The organism is Niallia sp. FSL M8-0099, assembly GCF_038006945.1.
GTDB classification, from domain to species: domain Bacteria; phylum Bacillota; class Bacilli; order Bacillales; family Cytobacillaceae; genus Niallia; species Niallia circulans.
The window spans coordinates 1,610,001-1,632,500 of the sequence record NZ_JBBOWF010000002.1 but is presented as its reverse complement, the minus strand read 5'-3'; the positions used below and the strand labels follow the sequence as shown (position 1 = coordinate 1,632,500).

General features: G+C 38.1%; 20 protein-coding genes, 1 tRNA gene, 2 rRNA genes, 1 other RNA gene, 1 riboswitch and 1 other annotated feature (1 of these 26 cut by a window edge). Of the genes, 5 read left to right on the top strand and 19 right to left on the bottom strand.

What is annotated here, in order from left to right; genetic code table 11:
* Positions 1 to 161: 161 nt before the first annotated feature.
* The 6 genes from NSQ92_RS22530 to tadA all read right to left on the bottom strand — a co-directional run bounded on the left by NSQ92_RS22530 (position 162) and on the right by tadA (position 4,183).
* Complete coding sequence (locus NSQ92_RS22530) at positions 162 to 380, bottom strand: YaaL family protein (RefSeq protein ID WP_047944839.1); 219 nt, start codon at positions 378 to 380, stop codon at positions 162 to 164.
* Between the two features lie 18 nt (positions 381 to 398).
* Positions 399 to 995 (bottom strand): recombination mediator RecR, encoded by a 597-nt coding sequence (recR, locus tag NSQ92_RS22525; protein ID WP_016205308.1) that lies wholly within the window; start codon positions 993 to 995, stop codon positions 399 to 401.
* 11 nt (positions 996 to 1,006) lie between these two features.
* Positions 1,007 to 1,327, bottom strand: coding sequence for a YbaB/EbfC family nucleoid-associated protein (locus tag NSQ92_RS22520; protein WP_047944843.1), 321 nt, complete (start codon positions 1,325 to 1,327; stop codon positions 1,007 to 1,009).
* A gap of 78 nt (positions 1,328 to 1,405) precedes the next feature.
* Positions 1,406 to 3,112 carry a DNA polymerase III subunit gamma/tau gene (dnaX, locus tag NSQ92_RS22515; protein ID WP_047944844.1) on the bottom strand — a complete coding sequence of 569 codons (1,707 nt, stop codon included), beginning with the start codon at positions 3,110 to 3,112 and terminating at the stop codon, positions 1,406 to 1,408.
* A gap of 208 nt (positions 3,113 to 3,320) precedes the next feature.
* Positions 3,321 to 3,585: signal recognition particle sRNA large type (ffs, locus tag NSQ92_RS22510), an RNA gene on the bottom strand.
* An 85-nt stretch (positions 3,586 to 3,670) separates the two neighbouring features.
* Positions 3,671 to 4,183, bottom strand: coding sequence for a tRNA adenosine(34) deaminase TadA (tadA, locus tag NSQ92_RS22505; protein ID WP_047944845.1), 513 nt, complete (start codon positions 4,181 to 4,183; stop codon positions 3,671 to 3,673).
* A 171-nt stretch (positions 4,184 to 4,354) separates the two neighbouring features.
* Between tadA and NSQ92_RS22500 the strand changes: the two genes are divergently transcribed.
* Positions 4,355 to 4,918, top strand: a complete 564-nt coding sequence (locus NSQ92_RS22500; protein ID WP_047944847.1) for an isochorismatase family cysteine hydrolase — start codon at positions 4,355 to 4,357, stop codon at positions 4,916 to 4,918.
* A gap of 34 nt (positions 4,919 to 4,952) precedes the next feature.
* Positions 4,953 to 6,239, top strand: a complete 1,287-nt coding sequence (locus tag NSQ92_RS22495) for a glycoside hydrolase family 18 protein (RefSeq protein ID WP_341153243.1) — start codon at positions 4,953 to 4,955, stop codon at positions 6,237 to 6,239.
* 127 nt (positions 6,240 to 6,366) lie between these two features.
* On the opposite strand, the gene NSQ92_RS22490 is transcribed toward NSQ92_RS22495, so the two are convergent.
* The 5 genes from NSQ92_RS22490 to NSQ92_RS22470 are packed head-to-tail and all read right to left on the bottom strand — an operon-like array spanning position 6,367 to position 10,061.
* Positions 6,367 to 7,374: a ThiF family adenylyltransferase gene (locus NSQ92_RS22490; RefSeq protein WP_047944851.1), complete on the bottom strand. Its 1,008-nt coding sequence runs from the start codon at positions 7,372 to 7,374 to the stop codon at positions 6,367 to 6,369.
* Positions 7,371 to 8,138 carry a thiazole synthase gene (locus NSQ92_RS22485; protein ID WP_095323158.1) on the bottom strand — a complete coding sequence of 256 codons (768 nt, stop codon included), beginning with the start codon at positions 8,136 to 8,138 and terminating at the stop codon, positions 7,371 to 7,373. Before NSQ92_RS22485 ends, NSQ92_RS22490 begins: the two co-directional genes overlap by 4 nt.
* Positions 8,139 to 8,140: 2 nt before the next feature.
* Entirely contained in the window at positions 8,141 to 8,344 is a 204-nt protein-coding gene (gene thiS, locus NSQ92_RS22480) for a sulfur carrier protein ThiS (protein WP_047944857.1), read from the bottom strand.
* A 15-nt stretch (positions 8,345 to 8,359) separates the two neighbouring features.
* Positions 8,360 to 9,466, bottom strand: coding sequence for a glycine oxidase ThiO (thiO, locus tag NSQ92_RS22475; RefSeq protein ID WP_341153242.1), 1,107 nt, complete (start codon positions 9,464 to 9,466; stop codon positions 8,360 to 8,362).
* Positions 9,447 to 10,061, bottom strand: a complete 615-nt coding sequence (locus tag NSQ92_RS22470) for a thiamine phosphate synthase (RefSeq protein ID WP_341153241.1) — start codon at positions 10,059 to 10,061, stop codon at positions 9,447 to 9,449. The genes thiO and NSQ92_RS22470 overlap by 20 nt, the downstream gene beginning before the upstream one ends.
* A gap of 133 nt (positions 10,062 to 10,194) precedes the next feature.
* A riboswitch (TPP riboswitch) is annotated at positions 10,195 to 10,304 on the bottom strand.
* A gap of 297 nt (positions 10,305 to 10,601) precedes the next feature.
* On the opposite strand from NSQ92_RS22470, the gene NSQ92_RS22465 reads away from it, so the two are divergent.
* A complete protein-coding gene (locus NSQ92_RS22465) occupies positions 10,602 to 11,261 on the top strand; it encodes a deoxynucleoside kinase (RefSeq protein WP_061801294.1) in 660 nt (219 codons plus the stop codon).
* A complete protein-coding gene (locus NSQ92_RS22460) occupies positions 11,239 to 11,910 on the top strand; it encodes a deoxynucleoside kinase (protein ID WP_341153240.1) in 672 nt (223 codons plus the stop codon). The genes NSQ92_RS22465 and NSQ92_RS22460 overlap by 23 nt, the downstream gene beginning before the upstream one ends.
* Positions 11,911 to 12,126: 216 nt before the next feature.
* Here NSQ92_RS22460 and NSQ92_RS22455 read toward each other — a convergent pair.
* From NSQ92_RS22455 to guaB, 6 genes are all read right to left on the bottom strand, one after another.
* Positions 12,127 to 12,219, bottom strand: a tRNA-Ser gene (locus NSQ92_RS22455).
* Between the two features lie 153 nt (positions 12,220 to 12,372).
* On the bottom strand, positions 12,373 to 13,653 hold the full coding sequence (gene serS / locus NSQ92_RS22450) for a serine--tRNA ligase (RefSeq protein ID WP_061801296.1): 1,281 nt from the start codon (positions 13,651 to 13,653) through the stop codon (positions 12,373 to 12,375).
* Positions 13,654 to 13,747: 94 nt separating this feature from the next.
* Positions 13,748 to 13,973, bottom strand: a binding site (T-box leader).
* Positions 13,974 to 14,024: 51 nt separating this feature from the next.
* Positions 14,025 to 14,630, bottom strand: coding sequence for a pyridoxal 5'-phosphate synthase glutaminase subunit PdxT (gene pdxT / locus NSQ92_RS22445; RefSeq protein WP_047944865.1), 606 nt, complete (start codon positions 14,628 to 14,630; stop codon positions 14,025 to 14,027).
* Position 14,631: 1 nt separating this feature from the next.
* The gene (pdxS, locus tag NSQ92_RS22440) at positions 14,632 to 15,513 is read right to left on the bottom strand and encodes a pyridoxal 5'-phosphate synthase lyase subunit PdxS (protein WP_047944867.1); all 882 of its coding nucleotides are present in this window, start codon (positions 15,511 to 15,513) and stop codon (positions 14,632 to 14,634) included.
* 170 nt (positions 15,514 to 15,683) lie between these two features.
* Entirely contained in the window at positions 15,684 to 17,015 is a 1,332-nt protein-coding gene (locus NSQ92_RS22435) for a D-alanyl-D-alanine carboxypeptidase family protein (protein WP_047944869.1), read from the bottom strand.
* 174 nt (positions 17,016 to 17,189) lie between these two features.
* Positions 17,190 to 18,656 carry an IMP dehydrogenase gene (gene guaB / locus NSQ92_RS22430; RefSeq protein ID WP_047944872.1) on the bottom strand — a complete coding sequence of 489 codons (1,467 nt, stop codon included), beginning with the start codon at positions 18,654 to 18,656 and terminating at the stop codon, positions 17,190 to 17,192.
* Positions 18,657 to 18,769: 113 nt separating this feature from the next.
* Between guaB and NSQ92_RS22425 the strand changes: the two genes are divergently transcribed.
* Positions 18,770 to 19,732 (top strand): YaaC family protein, encoded by a 963-nt coding sequence (locus NSQ92_RS22425; protein ID WP_047944874.1) that lies wholly within the window; start codon positions 18,770 to 18,772, stop codon positions 19,730 to 19,732.
* 98 nt (positions 19,733 to 19,830) lie between these two features.
* Here the strand turns inward: NSQ92_RS22425 and rrf are convergent.
* Positions 19,831 to 19,947: ribosomal RNA gene (gene rrf / locus NSQ92_RS22420) — 5S ribosomal RNA — on the bottom strand.
* 129 nt (positions 19,948 to 20,076) lie between these two features.
* Positions 20,077 to 22,500, bottom strand: a 23S ribosomal RNA gene (locus tag NSQ92_RS22415) (it continues 512 nt past the right edge of the window).

The window sequence follows — 22,500 nt, the reverse complement described above, 5'->3', positions numbered from 1 at the left end:
TTAGCACTTTTCAGCCATGCGCTTATTTACTTTAACAAAGTTGAAAGGATGATGCGAAAACAAAAAACCGAGTACACGATTCTGATATGCTCCTCATTAAGTAGACAGATAAAATCTGTTATCTAATGGAGGAGCAGTTCATTCTTCACTCGGTCTGCTTATTATTTCAATAAATTTATTTTTCTTTGTTTTGCTTCTTTAAATAAAAAGAAATATTTTGCCTCTGATAATTTAGCCTCACTAATTACTTCATCGGAAGGATCAAAACTCTTATCTAACAAACTTTTATCATTTAACCATTCTTTTTTCAAATGGCTAAATTGAACTAATAGCTTCTCATCAAATTCCTTCCTTAACTTTCCCTTTCTTCGAAAGAACATCGCTAGCCCTCCTGTACCCTACACTTCTCTTCGACCTTCTAATGCTTTAGATAGTGTAACCTCATCTGCATATTCTAAATCTCCACCTACCGGTAAACCATGAGCAATTCTAGTGATTTTAATACCTGATGGTTTGAGCAGACGAGAAATATACATAGCCGTCGCTTCTCCTTCTATATTCGGATTTGTTGCCATAATAACTTCTTGGGCCTCATCATCCTGTAATCTCTTTATCAACGAAGGTACATTAATATCTTCTGGTCCAATCCCATCCATCGGAGAAATAGCCCCGTGGAGAACATGATAAAGCCCGTTATATTCTTTCATTTTTTCCATTGCAATGACATCCTTTGGATCTTGTACTACACATATAATACTTCGATCTCTTCTACTGTCTTCACAGATGTAGCATGGATCTTGATCTGTAATATGTCCACAAACAGAACAATAAGTTAAGTTCCTTTTCGCATTAACTAGTGCTTTCGCAAAATCCAGCACGGTATCTTCCTTCATATTTAATACAAAAAAAGCCAGTCTAGAGGCCGTTTTAGGCCCAATGCCTGGCAATTTCATAAAGCTGTCAATTAGCTTTGATATAGGTTCAGGATAATGCATAATCTCCCCCCTTAAAACATTCCAGGAAGGTTTAATCCTTTTGTAAACTGACCCATTGTAGAATTTGTTAATTCATCCGCTTTTTTCAAAGCATCATTTGTTGCTGCTAAAACTAAATCTTGCAACATTTCTACATCTTCTGGATCCACAACCTCTTCCTTAATAATCACATCAATAATTTCTTTATGACCAGATACAACAACAGTTACCATTCCGCCGCCTGCTGTTCCTTCAATCTTTTCTTCACCAAGCTGTTCTTGCGCCTCTGCCATTTTCTTTTGCATCTTTTGCATTTGTTTCATCATATTTTGCATATTTCCCATTCCACGCATATATACTACCTCCAATTTATAGTTTCCATTGGTTTTTACATAATAGATTACTTACATATATAACCAATAGGTTCAAAATTAATCCTTCACTTCTAATAATTCTTCACCAAATAATTTTATTGCTTCTGATACAACGGAGTTATCTTGTCGCTCTTCACCGTCTCCTTCTTCAGAAGAATCTAAGTGCTGGGAGCTATTGAGAAATTCTTCTCTAATGTTGAGCCATTGATCTTCAGGGACTCCTAATAAATTATACCTTTTTCCAAGGAGTTGATACAAAGAATTAGTGATTGTCTCTATAAATTTAACATTATCTAATGCCATTTGACAGTGGATTTCATATTTAAATTTAATAATGATGGAATCCGTTGATGCAGCAACTGGTTCTGCTTCATTCAGCAATGCAGCTTGCGATCTCATTTGGTTTTGCACAAGAGTATTTAGCATAGCTCCCCAATTACTCTTTATACTTTGCAATTCTTGCTTTGTTGCATTTTTTAGTGTTTCTGTTATTTTCCCTAAAGGTGCTTGAAATCCTTTTCTATTTGTTCTTGTTTTTTTCTGTGTAGGCTGTGCTTCAGTGACTACTGTAACACCTTTTTGCTTAATATTCGCCAACTCTTCTTCTAAAGAAGTTATCTTACTCAGCAAAGATTGGATTTCTGGGATGTTTACATTGGATTGTCCAGATATGTTTGGTGCTTCCAACTGACATAATTTCACAATGGCTACTTCTAAAAATATTCTCGGATGGTTTGTCCAGCGCATATCTTGCTGTGTTTTATTCAGCAAATTTATGAGCTCATAAATTTGTTCATGTGAATGTGTTTCTGCAAGATCTTTAAAATCATCATCCAATAAAACTCTTTCTAAGGATTCCTCTAAATTAGGGGCCGTTTTATAAAGCAGCATATCGCGATAGAAAAAGATGAAATCTTCGATAAATCGATTAGAGTCCTTCCCGGCAAGCAGTAATTCATCTAAGGATTGGAGCCCTCTTACCGTATCTCCATCTAAAATAGCTCTCGACAATGTATTTAAAAAGTTTTGTGAAACAGCCCCCGTGACTGTCAAAGCATCTTCAACCGTAACTACTTCATTACTATAAGAAATCGCTTGATCTAGTAAACTTAAAGCATCACGCATTCCACCATCTGCTGCTCTTGCAATCATTTGTAATGCTTTTTCCTCACAAGAGATCGCTGATTCATCCATAATCAATCTCATTCGATTGACAATCGCTTGCGATGTAATTCGTCTAAAATCAAACCGCTGACATCTTGAAATAATGGTTAAAGGAATTTTGTGAGGCTCAGTAGTGGCTAAAATAAAGATTACATGTTTAGGGGGTTCCTCCAATGTTTTTAAAAGCGCATTAAACGCTCCAATTGACAGCATATGAACTTCATCAATAATATATACTTTGTAAGGTACAGAGCTAGGAGCAAATTTCACCTTATCTCTTATATCCCTTATTTCTTCTACTCCATTATTGGAAGCAGCATCTATTTCAATTACATCAGGGATAGTACCATCTGTAATTCCTCTACATGCATCACATTCATTACAAGGTTCACTAATGGGTGCTCTCTCACAGTTAACAGCTTTCGCTAATATTTTTGCCGCACTTGTTTTCCCTGTCCCTCTCGGCCCAGAAAACAAGTAAGCATGAGAGATTTTTTGCTGAAGAAGGGCATTTTGTAATGTCTTTGTTACGTGTTCCTGCCCTACTACATCTATAAACTGTTGAGGACGCCAAACCCGATATAAAGCTTGATAGTTCATAGTACCCTCCATTTTTTATTTTCCTTTTTATTATAGCTTATCCGTTTATATTTTTACATCCATAATAGCATACATAAAGACATGAAAATAGTTATTCTCTTTTTCTAAGAGAACAACTATTTTCAAACAAAAGGAATGCAGCCACTCCCTTTAACTTACAAAAAAACTCATCCACATAGGATGAGTTTTGTATGTATAAATATAACTGCCGTGCACCTTTCATCGACTGGCACCCATAAGCGTTACTTAAGTAGTTAGCTCAGTCCAGGTAACCCTGCGGCACATGGGGGTGTCCACTTAATGCTGCTTCCTTCCGGACCTGACATGGTTCATGGATTCCCATTGCGCAGGACCCGGACGTCAACACCACTTACTTAAGGCAGACCCTACAGGATACCAGCCTCAGAAAGGAATTCAGCCTCGCTAGAGCGGATTGCGAGTACAGGGCACCGCTACCTCCCCGCTTAGCACGACAAAATTGATACCGAAGTATTAGGTGTCCTAAGACACACTCTTAGTATACTGATAATGGACGGAAAAATCAACATAAAGCATTTGTTAATTATTGTAAGCATCCGAATTGCTTGTCTTCCGTTCTTTTTTCTTCTTTCTTCGGTTTCTAATCTCCCGAAAAAAAGATGTTAATAACTGTCCACACTCTTCTGCTAATACACCTGTAATTACTTCACTCTGATGGTTAAATCGGTTATCTTGAAGCAAATTCATAAAAGTACCCGCGCATCCTCCCTTTGGATCAGCTGCACCATAAACCACCCTTGGAATTCGTGACAGCAGGATAGCCCCAGAACACATAGCACATGGCTCTAACGTAACATAAAGCGTAACTTCCTCTAGTCTCCATGTTCCCAATGCTGTGCATGCCTTCTCAATAGCAAGCAATTCAGCATGAGCAATGGCAGATTGGTCTGTTTCTCTTAAATTATGTGCTCTAGCAATTACTTCTCCTTTATAAGCAACAACTGCACCAATCGGCACTTCTCCTATTTCTGCAGCCTTCCTTGCTTCCTCTATAGCTATTTTCATAAATAATTGATCTTGATTTACTTCCATAATTACAGCCCACCTATATAAAAACACAAAATTTGTAATGAAAATTCTTCTTTTACTTAAACTAAGAAAATCAATCCTCTTTTCCAACTAACCTATGCTGGAATTTAGTTTATCTTCCATCGCACTAGCTAATTTTTTATTCTACCATCTTACATAGAAAAGGAGAACCATATGAAATCATCTGACACAGCTCTCTTGATTATTGATATGATAAATGACTTTCACTTTGAGCATGGAAATATTTTAGCAGAAAAAGCATTAATAATTGCAGAACATATTCAATTGCTTAAAAAACAATGCAAAAAAGAAAAAATACCGATTATTTATATCAACGACCATTATAATCTATGGCAAGCTGAATTGAATAAAGTAATTGATTATTGTAGTAATGAAAAAAGTGAACCTATTATTGATAAAATCAGACCTGATGATACCGACTATTTTTTAATCAAACCAAGACATTCTGCTTTTTATGGCACGGCTTTATATACACTACTTCACCAATTGCAGGTCAAAAACCTTATTCTTACTGGAATTGCCGGAAATATTTGCGTTTTATTTACTGCTAATGATGCCTATATGCGAGAGTACCCGCTTCTTATTCCAGATAATTGCATTGCTTCTGTTGATAATGAGGATAATCAATATGCTATTCGCATGATGAAGAATGTCATGAATGCGAAAATATTTACATTCAATGAAAATACAATCATTTCTGCTCTTTCTTCCTCATAAACTATAATAATGTATCCTGTCAGGAGGGAAGAATATGCAAATTCACGTTGTCCGTAATAATCAAACATTAACAGGCATTGCAGCTGCATACGGTACTACGGTTAATGATATAGTAGAAGCGAATGATCTACCAAATCCAGACCGATTAGTAATAGGGCAAGCACTCGTTATCCCTATTATCGGCAGCTTTTATTGGGTTCAATCAGGAGATACACTTTGGTCTATTGCTCAACGGTTTCGGCTGAATTATGAACAATTAGCTTCTATCAACTCTATTGCTGTTAACCAACCTTTACAAGTTGGTTTACGTTTATACATCCCCGAGAGGCCGAAAAGACCGGTCGAGTCTAATGCATATGTAGAACCACGTAGTACATATGTCGCACCTAATCTTGAGGCAAGTGCACGAGAAGCAGCTCCTTATTTAACCTACCTTGCACCATTCAGTTTTCAAGCGTTACGAGATGGCAGTTTAAAAGAACCGCTTCTTAATAATTTCCCTGAAATTGCCCAGAGAAATAATAATGTACTTATGATGGTAATTACGAATCAAGAAAATGATCAATTCAGTGATGAACTCGGACGAATCCTATTAAATGAGGAATCCATTCAAAATAACTTTCTCCATAATATTGTGACTACCGCTAAGAAATATGGATTTCAAGATATCCATTTTGATTTTGAATATTTACGCCCGGAAGATCGGGAAGCCTATAATCGTTTTCTCCGTAGAGCGAAAAATCGTTTTTCCCAAGAGGGTTGGTTAATATCTACTGCTTTGGCTCCAAAAACTAGCGCTGCTCAAAAAGGAAAATGGTATGAAGCACATGATTACAGAGCACACGGAGAAATTGTCGATTTTGTCGTTATCATGACTTATGAATGGGGGTATAGCGGGGGACCCGCGATGGCTGTTTCTCCTATTGGACCCGTTAGAGATGTTTTAGAATATGCCATCACGGAGATGCCTCCCTCTAAAATTACGATGGGGCAAAATTTGTATGGTTATGATTGGACCCTTCCCTTTGTCGAAGGAACAGTAGCAAAAGCACTTAGCCCTCAAGCCGCCATTCAACTTGCAGCAGATTATAATGCGGAGATACTATATGATCAAAAAGCACAGGCTCCCTATTTTAAATACACAGACAGTGAAGGCAGACTGCATGAAGTATGGTTTGAGGATGCTCGTTCTATTCAAGCAAAATTTAATTTAATCAAAGAGTTGAATTTAAGAGGCATTAGTTATTGGAAATTAGGTTTAGCCTTTCCCCAAAACTGGCTTTTACTGGCCGATAATTTTCACATAACCAAAAGAACATAGTCAACTTGTTTTCACTTAAAAGAACATGCATGATTCGGCTAAACTCCTGTACACCAAGCAAGACCAATTGGAGTATATTGATTAAAAAAGGAAAGATCTATTTGATAAGATCTTTTCTTTTTTAACTCTATCCAATCAATCGCGAATAAATGGATTTTGCTACACTTATTTCTGATGTTCCATGAATGATCGCACGTCCATCTTTAAAAAGAATTACCCGATAATCATTGTATTGAAAAGACACTAAGTAAGGATTGGTAATTAAGTTTTGGACAAGCGCCTTCCATTGCTTTGAAAGCACATAGAGATCCAACCCCTTTGGCATAGCTGGGCGAATATGAACAGCATCTCTCCCACATAACACCGCTGCCTTTGTTTGATTTTGAAAAGACAAATACGGAAAATCTGCTCTTGTTCCGCATGTAGGACACTCTAATTTTTTTAGCTTTTCAACATTCATTTCCGCATATTCCATTTTCCAAATATCAAAAGAGCGCAATACTGGGAACAGCTTTTCACCGGAAAGAATCTGTATGGCTTGCGATACTTGCATAGCAGCAACCCATTGAACAATAGGACTGATAACCCCTGCGGTATCACAGGTTATTTCCTGGGAAGGGAGCTGTTCAATTAAACAATGAAGACATGGCGCATCCTCCCCAACAACTGGATAGGAAAGCCCATAGCTCCCTACACATGCCCCAAAAAGAAATGGTATTTTCAGCTTAATTGCAGCATCATTTATGACTAATCTTGTTTCAAAATTATCGGTACCATCTATTAGAATAGAAGCACCATCTATAAATTTTTCGATTGTATGACAGTTTATATCCTCCACCACTGCCTCTATAACCGTATGACTGCTAATATCCTTTAATCTCCTCTTTGCTGCAACTGCTTTAGGGAGTTTATCGGCTGCATCCTCTTCCGTATAGAGCTGTTGTCTTTGCAAATTGCTTTCTTCTACGTAATCACGATCGATAATAGTCAGCCTTCCTATTCCTGCTCTTACCAGCATTTCGGAACTAGCTGATCCTAAGGCTCCTGCCCCTAAAATAACGGCATGACTAGCTTCAATATTTCTTTGTCCTTCTTTACCAATAAATAATTCCTGCTTTAAAAAACGACTAGTCAAGATGGAATCATCCCCGTAATCGGACTACTTGCAACACCATAATTCTTCTCTGTGATTCTCCCTGCTTCATATCCCAATCTCCCAGCTTCTATAGCTAATTTCATCGCCTGAGCCATTGTAACTGGATCATATGCATTCGAAACCGCTGTATTTAAAAGTACCCCATCTGCGCCAAGCTCCATTGCATATGCTGCGTCCTTTGGCGAGCCAATTCCCGCATCCACTATAACAGGTACATTACTTTGCTCTATAATAAATTGTAAATTTAGCGGATTGATAATTCCCTTTCCAGACCCAATTGGGGAAGCACCCGGCATAATAGCATGTACACCTAACTGTGCTAACCGTTTAGCCAGCACAACATCATCAGAGGTATAAGGTAACACAATGAATCCCTCTTCTAATAATTGTTCAGATGCTCTCAAAGTTTCTATTGGATCTGGCAGCAGCGACTTATCACAACCGATTACTTCTACTTTAATCATGTCACATAGTCCAGATGCCTTCGCAAGTTTAGCAATTCTTACCGCTTCTTCTGCAGTCTTCGCTCCCGCCGTATTCGGAAGGAGAGTATAACGCTTTAAATCTAGCTGTTCCAAGAAGTTAGGCTGTGATTTTTCAAATATATTCATCCTTCGTACCGCAAAGGTTAGAATCTCACTTTCTGATACTTCTACCGCTTTTTTTTGAATTTCAAATGATGGGTATTTTCCTGTTCCAAGTAATAAACGAGACTGAAAAGTACGATTTGCTATTTTTAACATTTTTATCCTCCTCCAACAAAGTGAATTAATTCTACTCTATCGCTTTCTTTTAATACATGTGTTTGGTACTGTTCTTTTCGCAAAATATCTCGATTTATTTCTACTATGACAATACGATTATTTAATTCAAAAAAGTGTAGGAGATCCTCTACTGTAACAACCTCTTTAGGCAGCTGTTGTTCCTTACCATTCAATTGTATATTCAATTACTACCCTCCCCATTAAACTAAAATAGGACGCTCAACTTTAAAGGCATCTAGCCATTCACTTTTTACAGGCATACCCAACATTAAATCTCTAATCATCTTTCCTGTTATAGGAGCTAAAAGAATCCCATTTCTTTGGTGGCCAGTTGCAAAATACAAGCCTTTCATCTCTGGATGCTCTCCTATAAATGGATAACCATCATATGTTTGTGGTCTTAGACCAGCCCACGCTCTCTTCCACTTCATATTTCCAACTTCTGGTATCATCTCCTTTGCATTTTGTATAACTTCTTCTATCCCATCTACTGAAGGTTCCTCGCTCCATTCATTCCATTTTTTCGTTGCTCCAATAATAAACTCCTTATTGTTTCTTGGTACAATGTAATATTGATTATGAAATACAGAATACTGCAAGGGAAATCCTTCATTTTCTACAGATACACATTCTCCCTTAACCGGGATAACTTGGTGTGATAATCCTAATTGCTGGAAGAAGTAATTGCTCCATACTCCGCTTGCAATGACTACATTTTCTGCAAAAAAGTCACCTTGCAACGTTTTTATTACGTAGTCTATCCCCTTCTTTTTGACTCCTAATACGCGGGTATATTCATAAACCTCTGCTCCGAATAGCTGCGCTCCTTTACTTAAACCGTTACATGCTATCAATGGAGTGATATGTACATCCTCTTTCAAAAATGCTGCTCCAATGATGTTGCCAGAAAGCTGGGGAACCATTTTCTTTGCTAGTTCAGCATCCAGCCATTCCACAGATGATAGAGCCAAAATAGTTTCTAGTTCCCTTTTTTCTTCCTCTGAATAAGCAAGCTTTAATAAACCGCCAATTCTTTTCTCAAAATCAATAGCAGTAAGCTCCCTTATCTCTTCATAAAGCTCCTTATATAGAAGCTGACTACTTCTTGCAAATGGATAAAGCTGCTTAAACTCTTTATATTCAGAGTGAGCACCAAGCATCCCAGCTGCTGCACTTGTTGATTTTCCGCCTATTGTATTTGCTTCTAATACAGCTACCTTCCTGTTTTCTTTTGCTAAATAGTAAGCAATAGAACTACCAATAATTCCCCCACCAACAATAACAACATCAAATTTTTTGATTTCCACACTCTTCACATCTTTCCCTTATTCGTTGTACTGCCCTTAATGGCTGAGACGCTGAAAATATAGCAGACATAATCGCTACTCCATCTACGCCTAAACTTGCTAATTGACCTACTCGTTCTTCATTTATTCCGCCTATAGCATAGAGAGGAATAGTTAGATCTCTCTTTATGCCAGTGATCGATGACAATGCGATAGGTATCTTTCCTTTTTTACTATCAGTTGGATAGCAATGGCCATATATCACATAATCAGCCCGAGCATTTTCTGCTATAATTGCTTCCTGTTGACTATGAACAGATACACCAATAGATAATGTTGGATAAATATTTTTTACTGGTTGAATAGGTAATCCATTGCCTGGTAAATGCACATGTGTTAAAGAGAGCAATGCTGCAACATCTAGGCGGTCATTTATGATTATTTTCCGGGCTGGTATCTCTTCCTTAAGCAGCCTCTCACCAAGTAAATAAATTTCTTTTGGGCTTTTTGCTTTCTCTCTAATTTGCACATAGTCCACATATGGGTGGATTTCTAATAAAATGGAGGAGAGTCTTTCAAAAGAATGTTTATTATCTGTTACAGCCATTATCTTCATTTCATCACCCCCAACTATCAATTTCAGCGTTTTAATATTAAAATTTTTAAAAAAACAACAAAAAACCACTTTCCCCATAATAGAAAAGTGGTTAATAATTACACCTAATGAAAAAAGACCATTAGGCACACATATTTAAAGGTATCCACTTTCCTACGCAGGTACGAACCTGTTCAGGTTTTAAGGGTTTAAAAGTAACTACTTTATTCTCAGCCCTTATCAAGGGATCCCCTAGTGTGATTCAATTATAAACTTTACCCATATAATACCATAGACTGATAATTTCGCAATAATAAAATTCTCAATTTTTTTACTTTTTAATCATTCATTTAAAAAGTACTCCTAGAATCTAAAAATATTTTTTTCAGGAAAAAACAAGCATATGTCCACATTCCCTTCCATGTGTTAAAATGACTCTTGTACTATTTTTATTACCTACTAAAAGAAGCAATCCTTATAAAAGCTGTTGTCCATTGATAGCCATTAATAGGCAGCCTAAAAAAGTGCGCTTCTTAAAATAAAAGAACTGGAGGGACAAGTGTGAATAGTATCCCTTTTATTACAGTAGAAGGACCTATCGGAGTGGGGAAAACTTCTTTAGCTAAATTGCTCTCAGAGTATTTTCAATACGAACTTCTTAAGGAGATTGTAGAGGAAAATCCCTTTCTCGGAAAATTTTATGAAAACATTGATGAATGGAGTTTTCAAACAGAAATGTTTTTCTTATGTAATCGATTTAAGCAATTAAACGATACAAGAGACCATTACTTAAATAAAAACACACCTGTAGTTGCAGATTATCATATATTAAAAAATCTCATTTTCGCAAAAAGATCCCTGCAGGATAGTGATCTAGACAAGTATGTTCGGATATACGACATATTAACAGAAGACCTGCCGATGCCGAATATTATTATTTATTTACATGCAAGTTTAGATACGCTTATGGCAAGAATCAAAAAAAGAGATAGAGACATCGAAAAAAATATTAGTCCTCTTTATCTAGAACAACTAGCTTCTGATTACGATGTTGTCATGAATGACTTCAAAAAGAATAACCCACAGATCCCAGTATTAGATTTCAATGGTGATACATTGGACTTTGTTCAAAACAAACAAGACTTAATAAAAATTATAAACGCAATAAAAGAAACTTTAAATATAGGAGCCTTTAATCATGAATCTACGAACAAAATATAATATTCCGAGTAATTCTGTTATTACAATTGCTGGAACAGTTGGCGTAGGAAAATCTACATTAACAAATGCACTAGCAGATGCCTTGCAATTTAGGACTTCCTTTGAGAAAGTTGACACAAATCCATATCTTGATAAATTTTATCACGACTTTAGTCGCTGGAGTTTTCATCTGCAAGTATATTTTTTAGCAGAACGATTTAAAGAACAAAAGAGAATCTTTGAATATGGCGGCGGATTTATTCAAGATCGTTCCATTTATGAGGATACTGGTATATTCGCAAGAATGCATTATGAAAAAGGAACCATGTCGGAAGTAGATTACGAAACATATACAAGTCTTTTTGAAGCGATGGTTATGACTCCATACTTCCCACATCCGGACCTTTTAATATACCTAGAAGGCTCTCTCGAAGACATTTTACAGCGTATTGATCGAAGAGGCCGAGAAATGGAAAAGCAAACGCCAATTGATTATTGGAAAGAGATGCATGGAAGATATGAGAAATGGATTGATTATTTCTCCGCATGTCCAGTACTTCGTCTAAATATTAACGAATATGATGCAATTGCTGGCAGCCAATCTATCGAACCTATAATAGAAAAAATAGGTACTATTCTTCAACATAAAAACTATAGCAAAAAAGCGTAAAAGGACTTTCCATGTTTTCCCTTTTACAGCCAGGCGTTCATCAAAAAGTCTGGCTGTAAAGAAAACAAAGGAAAATCCTTTTTTATTTATTCAATCTATGGATGCTACTAGTAATAATTTTTATAAAAAAGCCTTATAAAACATAAAAAACCTGCTACCGTAGTAGCAGGTCACATATATCTCCAAATATTATGCGCAATGTAAAATATAAAATCATGGAGGAGGAAAGGGGATTCGAACCCCTGCGCGGTTTGACCCGCCTGTCGGTTTTCAAGACCGATCCCTTCAGCCGGACTTGGGTATTCCTCCATCAGACAAGTAATAATATATCATCTATTAATTCATAAGTCAACTATATTTTTTATTTTTATTTTTCTAATCAAAAAGTTAGGAAAAATAGCTGACCTCCAAAGGATATACAATCCTTCTAAAGAGGTCAACCCTTTTTAACTGTTTAACCTATTATTCGGGTGCAATTACTTCTCTATTTCTCATATAAGGTCGTAGTACTTCAGGAATTATCACACTACCGTCTGCTTGCTGATAATTCTCTAAAATCGCAGCAACTGTTCTTCCGATAGCAAGGCCAGATCCATTCAATGTATGCACATGCTCCGGTTTTCCTTTTGGCTCTCTACGGAATCGAATATTAGCTCTTCTTGCTTGGAATGCTTCAAAGTTACTGCAAGAAGAAATTTCACGGTACATATTGTAGCTTGGAATCCATACTTCAACATCATATTTCTTTGCCGCTGTGAACCCTAAATCACCTGTACACATGCTCAATACACGATATGGTAAACCTAGAAGCTGTAATACCTTTTCTGCATTTTTGGTTAAAGACTCTAACTCTTCATAAGAATCCTCTGGCTTAACAAACTTAACTAGCTCTACTTTATTAAATTGATGCTGTCTAATTAATCCTCTAGTATCTCTTCCAGCAGATCCTGCTTCTGAACGGAAGTTTGCACTAAATGCAGCATACTTGATTGGTAGCTGATCCCCATCCAGAATTTCATCTCTATGCAAGTTCGTTACTGGTACTTCAGATGTTGGAATTAAGAAATAATCTTCTTTTTCTATTAAGAAAGCATCTTCCTCAAACTTAGGTAATTGGCCAGTTCCTGTTAAGCTAGCTCGATTTACTAAGAATGGTGGGATAATTTCTTTATAGCCATGTTCCTCTGTATGCAAATCAAGCATGAAATTAAATAACGCTCTTTCTAGTTTTGCCCCTAATCCTTTATAAAATACAAAGCGGCTTCCTGTCACCTTCGCTGCTCGTTCAAAATCAAGTAAATCTAAATCTGTTGCAACATCCCAGTGAGGTTTTGGTTCAAAATCAAATTTTCTAATTTCGCCCCATTTTCTAATTTCAACATTATCCTCTTCCGTATCTCCTACTGGAACACTTTCATGAGGGAGATTTGGAATACCGAGCATAATTGTTTGTAATCTTTCTTCTACATCACGGAGCTCATTATCATATTCTTTAATTTTTTCGCCAACTTCTCTCATTTCCACAATAAGAGCTTCTGCATCTTTTTTCTCTCTCTTTAATACAGCAACTTGCTGAGAAACCTCGTTTCGTTTACTTTTTAACTGCTCTGTTTCAACGATTAATTCCCTTCTTCTGACATCTAATGCTTCAAAATTATCAAGCTCTGATAAATCTTCTCCTCGATGCTGTAACTGACTTTTTACAAAATCAAAATTAGCACGAACAAATTTGATATCTAACATTATTATTCCTCCTATGTTTTATTTCTACATGCAATCTACTGTTACAACGCCCTGTGATCTTAATCTTTTTTGCAAATAAAAAACTCCCATCCCCAAAAGGGACGAGAGTTACCCGCGTTGCCACCCTAGTTAAAAGCATAAAACTGCTTTTCACCTTAAAGATCATAACGGTTTTCAGCCGAAAACAATTACTTGCAGCATGTGCGTTCCTTGTTTTTACTCTAGGATGGATTCGCAGGCTTTATTCACCGATTCACACCAACCATCGGCTCTCTTTAAAGAATAAGTAACCTGTTACTATTTCCTATCATAGTAGATTCCATATATTAGTTGCATTTATCTTACTATAATTATTTCCGAAATTCAACAGCTTATGCAAATAAGTGTTGCTTCGCTTCCATCGCCATCTTAATAAAATAGCCAGTTAAGCGATGATCCTCCGTTAACTCAGGATGGAAAGAACATCCTAAGAACTGACCTTCCCGCGCCGCTACAATATGATTATTGTATTTAGCTAAAACCTCGACATTTTCACCAACACTAACAATATGCGGTGCTCGGATAAATACAGCAGTAAAATCCTCCGCGACTCCTGCAATATCTAGGTTGACCTCAAAGCTCTCTCGTTGTCTCCCAAAGGAATTACGCTCCACTTGTACATCCATTACACCAATATGTGGTTTATCATAGCCTTTAATGGAGTTTGCTAATAAAATTAACCCTGCACATGTCCCAAACATTGGTTTCCCTGACTGAGCAAATGCCTGCAGCGCCTCCATAAATTCATATTTATCAATCAAGCGTCGCATAGTTGTACTTTCTCCACCAGGGATAATAAGACCATCAATGTCATCCAATTGTTCTACTTTCTTTACGACAACTGCCTCTGCATTATTCGCTTCAATTGCATTAACATGTTCTCTAACAGCTCCTTGTAAACCAAGGACCCCTATTTTTATGTTTGCTGTTGCGCTCATCTTACCAACCACGCTCTTGCATACGAGCTTCTGGAGCTAAACTAGAAATTTCAATCCCTTTCATTGCTGTTCCAAGGTTTTTAGAAATTTCCGCAATCAGCTCATAATCTTGATAATGAGTAGTGGCTTCTACTATTGCTCTAGCAAATTTTGCAGGATTATCTGATTTAAAAATACCAGAACCAACAAATACACCATCGGCACCTAATTGCATCATTAAAGCTGCGTCAGCAGGCGTTGCAACACCGCCAGCAGCGAAATTAACAACTGGCAGGCGGCCTAGACTTTTAATTTCTAAAAGAAGCTCATATGGCGCTCCTAATATCTTCGCTTCTGTCATTAATTCATCTTCATTCATATAAACAACTTTACGGACTTGTGCATTTACTTTTCTAATGTGACGGACTGCTTCCACAATATTTCCTGTTCCTGGTTCCCCTTTTGTACGAAGCATAGAAGCACCCTCGCCGATACGTCTTGCTGCTTCTCCAAGGTCACGGCAACCACATACAAATGGAACAGTATATTCATTTTTATTTAAATGAAACTCTTCATCTGCCGGAGTTAGAACTTCACTCTCATCAATATAATCCACACCCATAGCTTCAAGCACTCTTGCTTCGACAATATGACCAATACGCGCCTTTGCCATTACAGGGATAGTTACAGCATTCATTACTTCCTCTACTATTGTAGGATCAGCCATTCTAGCAACTCCGCCAGCTGCACGAATATCTGAAGGAACACGTTCAAGAGCCATAACGGCTACTGCTCCTGCTTCCTCTGCAATCTTGGCCTGTTCTGCGTTGATAACATCCATGATTACTCCGCCTTTTTGCATTTCAGCCATACCACGTTTTACTCTATCAGTCCCAGTTTTCATTGTTTGCCCCCTGTAAAGTATCTTTTTCTTGTCTGAATTATTGTAATCTTTCAAATAAAATTATTATTCCTAATGAAAATAAACAATAAAAAAGAGCTTCTGTCAATACAAGAAGCTCTTTTTCTTTCAATTTCCAAAATTATTGTTCTTAGCTATTAAATGGTTTTTAATTAAAACCAACCTTTTACTGTATCAGAAACGCTCCCCCATACATTGGCGAAGAATGAACCAATTCCGCGCATTGCCAGAACAAACCAATTTGCCTTTTCAACTGTTTCGTTTGCTACTAAATCCACTTGTGCCTTCTCTTTTCCATCATTTGTTAAGAATGGCACATCTTTTCCGTCCTTCGTTTGCACTGTTACATAACCAACCTTATCTCCTTTTTTAATTGGAGCTGTTAGTTCACCATCTTTATTTAATTTCTTCTTATCTAGTACAACCTTGGCAACATAGTTTTCTTTCTCATTGTTTTTGATTACTAAGTTAACGGCATCTTTTGTTCCAATGCTTACTTTATCTTCTTTTCCTTTTATAACATCAATTGTTTTATTTTTTGCGTCTACGTAACTTGCTGGAAGTACCTCTTCAGTAGAAAAATTATTAAAAGCATAGTCTAAAACTTTTCTAGCTTCTGCAAAACGAGAATCCTTTGTTTCACTTTTCATAATAACGACAATATATCGTTGATCACCTTTTTTTGCAGTAGCGGTAACATTAAATTTAGCATAATCAGTAGAACCTGTTTTTAACCCATCTACACCCTCATATCCATAAATTAGAGAAGGAATTAGCCAATTAAAGTTTTTATATTCTCTTCCATCTCTAAACTTTAAGCTCGGCATACCAGATGTTTCTAGTATTTCTGGAAAATCATTGATTAAACGATATGCTAGCTTAGCAACAGCCTTAGCAGACATTTTATTTTCATCTTTTTCAGATCCAGCTGGGATATTCCCTAATAAATCACTGTTATTCAAACCAGAAGAGTTAACAAATTTGAAATCCTTTAACCCTAATTCCTCGGCTTTTTTATTCATTACACTAATATAATTTTTCTCTGTACCAGCAATTAATTCTGCCAATGCAACAGTAGCTGCATTTCCTGAGTGGATTGCCATTGCTTCATACAATTCTTTAACTGTATACTCTTCTCCTTCAGTTAACCCTACATTTGATAACTCTGGAGCTCCAGATAATCTATGAATATAATTATTTATTTTTACCTTTTGATCCCAAGAAATTTTCCCGTTCTTTATCGATTCCAGAACAATATATTCTGTCATCATTTTTGACATGGAGGCAACACCAAGGAGTTCATCTGAATTTTTTTCATATAATATTTCCCCAGTCTTAGCATCTACCAGTATAGCTGCTCCTGTATCTAATCCTAGTTCGTCCTTTTCAGCAGCATTTGCTTGATAGGGTAGAACCGTTGATAGTGTACTTAGGAAAAGTACAGCAATGATGAATGACACCGTCCACTTTTTTACTTGTTTCAATATTAAAACCTCCAAAACTATTTTATCTATTAATCTATCTTTATTTTTAAGTTAATTATTTCCCTTGTACAGTTTAACATAAAAAAAATAAAAAAAATAGACAGTGACATCTTCACTGTCTAAAGTAAATTAAGGAAACTTTCCATAAACTAATATAACTCTAGCCTTCTTTGTTTAAGAAAGAGAATAGTTTGGTGCTTCTTTTGTAATTTGAACATCATGTGGATGACTTTCTCTTAAACCAGCACCTGTCATTTTTACAAATTGTGCATTTTCTCTTAATTCATACAAATCTTTTGTTCCACAATATCCCATACCTGAACGGATACCGCCTACTAATTGGTAAATAGTATCGGAAAGTGGTCCTTTATAAGGAAGTCTGCCCTCAATACCTTCTGGAACAAACTTTTTATTATCTTCTTGGAAATAACGGTCCTTCGATCCCTTTTCCATTGCAGCAACAGAGCCCATTCCTCTATATACTTTAAATCTTCTTCCTTGGAAAATCTCTGTTTCTCCAGGGCTTTCAGAAACACCTGCAAGTAAACTACCTAACATCACCGCATGTCCACCTGCAGCCAAAGCTTTTACAATATCACCAGAGTATTTAATTCCTCCATCTGCAATAATTGATTTACCATGCTTTCTTGCCTCGGTAGCACAGTCATAAACTGCTGTAATTTGAGGTACACCTACACCAGCAACTACACGTGTTGTACAAATGGAACCAGGTCCAATACCTACTTTAACAATGTCTGCTCCGGCTTCAATTAAAGCTTTTGTTCCTTCTGCCGTAGCTACATTACCAGCAATAATAGTTAAATCAGGGTACGCATTTCTAATATCTCTGACACCCTCTAGCACACCTTGTGAGTGGCCATGAGCAGTATCAATGACAACTACATCGACATTAGATTTAACAAGCAGCTCAACTCGTTTTAATGCATCGTTTGTTACCCCAACTGCAGCACCAACTAATAATCTTCCTTGAGAATCTTTTGCTGAATGTGGAAATTCAATTACTTTTTCTATATCTTTAATGGTGATTAATCCCTTTAATACACCCTCTTCATCAATTAAAGGCAATTTTTCAATCTTATATCGTTGTAAGATTTTTTCTGCTTCCTCTAATGTAGTCCCTACAGGAGCCGTTACTAAATTTTCTTTGGTCATAACATCCGAAATTTTAATGGAAAAGTCTTCAATAAAGCGAAGGTCACGGTTAGTAAGAATACCTACTAACTTTTGCTCTTCGTTGTTATTAACAATTGGCACACCAGAGATTCTATATTTACCCATTAGATGCTCTGCATCAAATACTTGGTGTTCAGGGGTTAAAAAGAAAGGATCTGTGATTACACCACTTTCTGAGCGTTTTACTTTGTCTACTTGTTCAGCCTGTTGCTCGATAGACATATTTTTATGAATAATACCTAATCCACCTTGTCTAGCAATAGCAATAGCCATTTCTGCTTCTGTTACAGTATCCATTCCTGCACTAATTAGCGGAATGTTTAAATTTAAATTTTTTGCTAATTGTACTTTTAAGCTTACATCACGAGGCAAAACTTCAGATTTAGCTGGAATTAAAAGAACATCATCAAACGTTAATCCTTCTTTAGCAAATTTACTTTCCCACATTTTAACGCCTCCATATTGTTAAAAATATTATTAGTAGGTTATCAATTGGACAAAATACTGTCAAGGTCAGTTTAATATGTTTAATTTTTCAAAAAATTTAAGGAGGTTTACAAATGTCCAAATTCTACAAAGGCTGGAGCTCTTATAGTTGTTTTTTTTCAGCAGAATACACCCAAAATTTTCTAAAAAAATGTTATCGCAATTTACATATTTCTGATATAGACTCTAAAAGTTATCAGAATTGTTATCCCTTTATGTACTTTTTAGAACACGGCAAATTGTATTATCACCAAGCTATAAATGCTCCAATGAGTATTCAGCCCATTCTCTTATTTTATGGTCTTGTTCATTTAATAAAAGCATGTTTGCTTACGATCGACCCTAATTATCCAAACTCCACCTCTGTTCTTGCCCACGGAGTTTCAACAAGAAAACTAAAAAAACAACAGTATTTATTTTTCCAGGATGAAGTAAAGATTCAAAAAAATGGACTTTTCACTTATATGGCTGAAAAAATGTTTGCCTGCAAAAATTTAGAAGGGGAAAAAGTAAAAATGGGGCATCTTTTAAGTCATATCCCTGAATTATCTAACTTATTTCAAGCATTAGAAGGAAGACCAACCTTTTTTAAAGTACATGATCAAACAGGTAATAAAATTATTATTTCGAATCAAATATTAGATTTATACTATATGAACATAAATCACTTTAAAAATTATTTAGAAAGGAATCATAGTATACAATTAGAGGGAATAGAAGAGAATAAGAACGAGTTGACCATTCGCCTGTTAGAACCGCTCAGCCAAGGTAGTTTTATTAAATGGGATAGTAAAGAAGAATCTTATGCCGTTTCTGCTGATAAAGAAAAAACTTGTTTTTCCAATGAATTATTAAGCCATTATTTAATCCTATATAATTTAAGTATGATTGCACGGTATGAAATTGAATGGTGGAGTGAACTATTAAAGACGATGCCAAATAGAGACTATCCCTTTATTGAGTCTTTTATACAAGTTTCCGCAGAAAAAGGTCCTGAATTAATTTATCAATTTTTAGAGAATCTAGCCATAAGCTAAGACTTACCAATTTCTGTCCAAGACATATTTGCCCACTAAAAGGCAATTTCTATTAAAAAAAAGCAAGCATCTAACGAATAGATGCTTGTTTCCTTATTGCCTGGCGACGTCCTACTCTCACAGGGGGAGAACCCCCAACTACCATCGGCGCTGAGAAGCTTAACTTCCGTGTTCGGTATGGGAACGGGTGTGACCTTCTCGCTATCGCCACCAGACTTATTTATTTCGAGAATTATTCTCTCAAAACTAAATCATTTAGAAGTATTCCAAGTTGCCAAGTAATCATTTTGTCCAGCTCCAACGCCTACCAAACTTCCGATAAACAGGCGTTTCCGCTTTTCATTTTAGTTAAGTCCTCGATCTATTAGTATCAGTCAGCTCCACATGTCGCCACGCTTCCACCTCTGACCTATCAACCTGATCATCTTTCAGGGATCTTACTAGCTTGCGCTATGGGAAATCTCATCTTGAGGGGGGCTTCATGCTTAGATGCTTTCAGCACTTATCCCTTCCGCACATAGCTACCCAGCGATGCCTTTGGCAAGACAACTGGTACACCAGCGGTGCGTCCATCCCGGTCCTCTCGTACTAAGGACAGCTCCTCTCAAATTTCCTACGCCCACGACGGATAGGGACCGAACTGTCTCACGACGTTCTGAACCCAGCTCGCGTACCGCTTTAATGGGCGAACAGCCCAACCCTTGGGACCGACTACAGCCCCAGGATGCGATGAGCCGACATCGAGGTGCCAAACCTCCCCGTCGATGTGGACTCTTGGGGGAGATAAGCCTGTTATCCCCGGGGTAGCTTTTATCCGTTGAGCGATGGCCCTTCCATGCGGAACCACCGGATCACTAAGCCCGACTTTCGTCCCTGCTCGACTTGTAGGTCTCGCAGTCAAGCTCCCTTGTGCCTTTACACTCTACGAATGATTTCCAACCATTCTGAGGGAACCTTTGGGCGCCTCCGTTACTTTTTAGGAGGCGACCGCCCCAGTCAAACTGCCCACCTGACACTGTCTCCCACCCCGATCAGGGGTGCGGGTTAGAATGTCAATACAGCCAGGGTAGTATCCCACCAATGCCTCCACCGAAGCTGGCGCTCCGGCTTCCAAGGCTCCTACCTATCCTGTACAAGCTGTACCAAAATTCAATATCAGGCTGCAGTAAAGCTCCACGGGGTCTTTCCGTCCTGTCGCGGGTAACCTGCATCTTCACAGGTACTATAATTTCACCGAGTCTCTCGTTGAGACAGTGCCCAGATCGTTACACCTTTCGTGCGGGTCGGAACTTACCCGACAAGGAATTTCGCTACCTTAGGACCGTTATAGTTACGGCCGCCGTTTACTGGGGCTTCAATTCAGAGCTTCGCACTAACGTGCTAACCCCTCCTCTTAACCTTCCAGCACCGGGCAGGTGTCAGCCCCTATACTTCGCCTTGCGGCTTCGCAGAGACCTGTGTTTTTGCTAAACAGTCGCCTGGGCCTATTCACTGCGGCTCTCGCAGGCTTGCACCCGCAAGAGCACCCCTTCTCCCGAAGTTACGGGGTCATTTTGCCGAGTTCCTTAACGAGAGTTCTCTCGCTCACCTTAGGATTCTCTCCTCGCCTACCTGTGTCGGTTTGCGGTACGGGCACCCTAAATCTCACTAGAGGCTTTTCTTGGCAGTGTGGAATCAGGAACTTCGGTACTATATTTCCCTCGCCGTCACAGCTCCGCTTATGTGGTAATGGGATTTGCCTCATTACCAGCCTAACTGCTTGGACGTGCTAATCCAACAGCACGCTTACCCTATCCTCCTGCGTCCCCCCATTGCTCAAACGATTTAAAGGTGGTACAGGAATATCAACCTGTTGTCCATCGCCTACGCTTTTCAGCCTCGGCTTAGGTCCCGACTAACCCTGAGCGGACGAGCCTTCCTCAGGAAACCTTAGGCATTCGGTGGATGAGATTCTCACTCATCTTTCGCTACTCATACCGGCATTCTCACTTCTAAGCGCTCCACCAGTCCTTACGGTCTAGCTTCAACGCCCTTAGAACGCTCTCCTACCACTGACATCATAGATGTCAATCCACAGCTTCGGTGATACGTTTAGCCCCGGTACATTTTCGGCGCAGAGTCACTCGACCAGTGAGCTATTACGCACTCTTTAAATGGTGGCTGCTTCTAAGCCAACATCCTGGTTGTCTAAGCAACTCCACATCCTTTTCCACTTAACGTATACTTTGGGACCTTAGCTGGTGGTCTGGGCTGTTTCCCTCTTGACCACGGATCTTATCACTCGTAGTCTGACTCCCAAGAATAAGTATTTGGCATTCGGAGTTTGTCTGAATTCGGTAACCCGATGGGGGCCCCTAGTCCAAACAGTGCTCTACCTCCAATACTCTAAATCTTGAGGCTAGCCCTAAAGCTATTTCGGAGAGAACCAGCTATCTCCAAGTTCGATTGGAATTTCTCCGCTACCCACACCTCATCCCCGCACTTTTCAACGTGCGTGGGTTCGGGCCTCCATCCAGTGTTACCTGGACTTCACCCTGGACATGGGTAGATCACCTGGTTTCGGGTCTACAACCACATACTATTTCGCCCTATTCAGACTCGCTTTCGCTGCGGCTCCGTCTCTTCAACTTAACCTCGCATGTAATCGTAACTCGCCGGTTCATTCTACAAAAGGCACGCTATCACCCATAAATGGGCTCTAACTACTTGTAGGCACACGGTTTCAGGATCTATTTCACTCCCCTTCCGGGGTGCTTTTCACCTTTCCC

What these genes read in the sequence shown, in the direction of transcription:
- NSQ92_RS22530 (WP_047944839.1), bottom strand. Translation starts at nt 380, where the DNA reads ATGTTCTTTCGAAGAAAGGGAAAGTTAAGGAAGGAATTTGATGAGAAG.
- recR (WP_016205308.1), bottom strand. Translation starts at nt 995, where the DNA reads ATGCATTATCCTGAACCTATATCAAAGCTAATTGACAGCTTTATGAAA.
- NSQ92_RS22520 (WP_047944843.1), bottom strand. Translation starts at nt 1,327, where the DNA reads ATGCGTGGAATGGGAAATATGCAAAATATGATGAAACAAATGCAAAAG.
- dnaX (WP_047944844.1), bottom strand. Translation starts at nt 3,112, where the DNA reads ATGAACTATCAAGCTTTATATCGGGTTTGGCGTCCTCAACAGTTTATA.
- tadA (WP_047944845.1), bottom strand. Translation starts at nt 4,183, where the DNA reads ATGGAAGTAAATCAAGATCAATTATTTATGAAAATAGCTATAGAGGAA.
- NSQ92_RS22500 (WP_047944847.1), top strand. Translation starts at nt 4,355, where the DNA reads ATGAAATCATCTGACACAGCTCTCTTGATTATTGATATGATAAATGAC.
- NSQ92_RS22495 (WP_341153243.1), top strand. Translation starts at nt 4,953, where the DNA reads ATGCAAATTCACGTTGTCCGTAATAATCAAACATTAACAGGCATTGCA.
- NSQ92_RS22485 (WP_095323158.1), bottom strand. Translation starts at nt 8,138, where the DNA reads ATGTTAAAAATAGCAAATCGTACTTTTCAGTCTCGTTTATTACTTGGA.
- NSQ92_RS22470 (WP_341153241.1), bottom strand. Translation starts at nt 10,061, where the DNA reads ATGAAGATAATGGCTGTAACAGATAATAAACATTCTTTTGAAAGACTC.
- NSQ92_RS22460 (WP_341153240.1), top strand. Translation starts at nt 11,239, where the DNA reads ATGAATCTACGAACAAAATATAATATTCCGAGTAATTCTGTTATTACA.
- serS (WP_061801296.1), bottom strand. Translation starts at nt 13,653, where the DNA reads ATGTTAGATATCAAATTTGTTCGTGCTAATTTTGATTTTGTAAAAAGT.
- pdxT (WP_047944865.1), bottom strand. Translation starts at nt 14,630, where the DNA reads ATGAGCGCAACAGCAAACATAAAAATAGGGGTCCTTGGTTTACAAGGA.
- pdxS (WP_047944867.1), bottom strand. Translation starts at nt 15,513, where the DNA reads ATGAAAACTGGGACTGATAGAGTAAAACGTGGTATGGCTGAAATGCAA.
- guaB (WP_047944872.1), bottom strand. Translation starts at nt 18,656, where the DNA reads ATGTGGGAAAGTAAATTTGCTAAAGAAGGATTAACGTTTGATGATGTT.
- NSQ92_RS22425 (WP_047944874.1), top strand. Translation starts at nt 18,770, where the DNA reads ATGTCCAAATTCTACAAAGGCTGGAGCTCTTATAGTTGTTTTTTTTCA.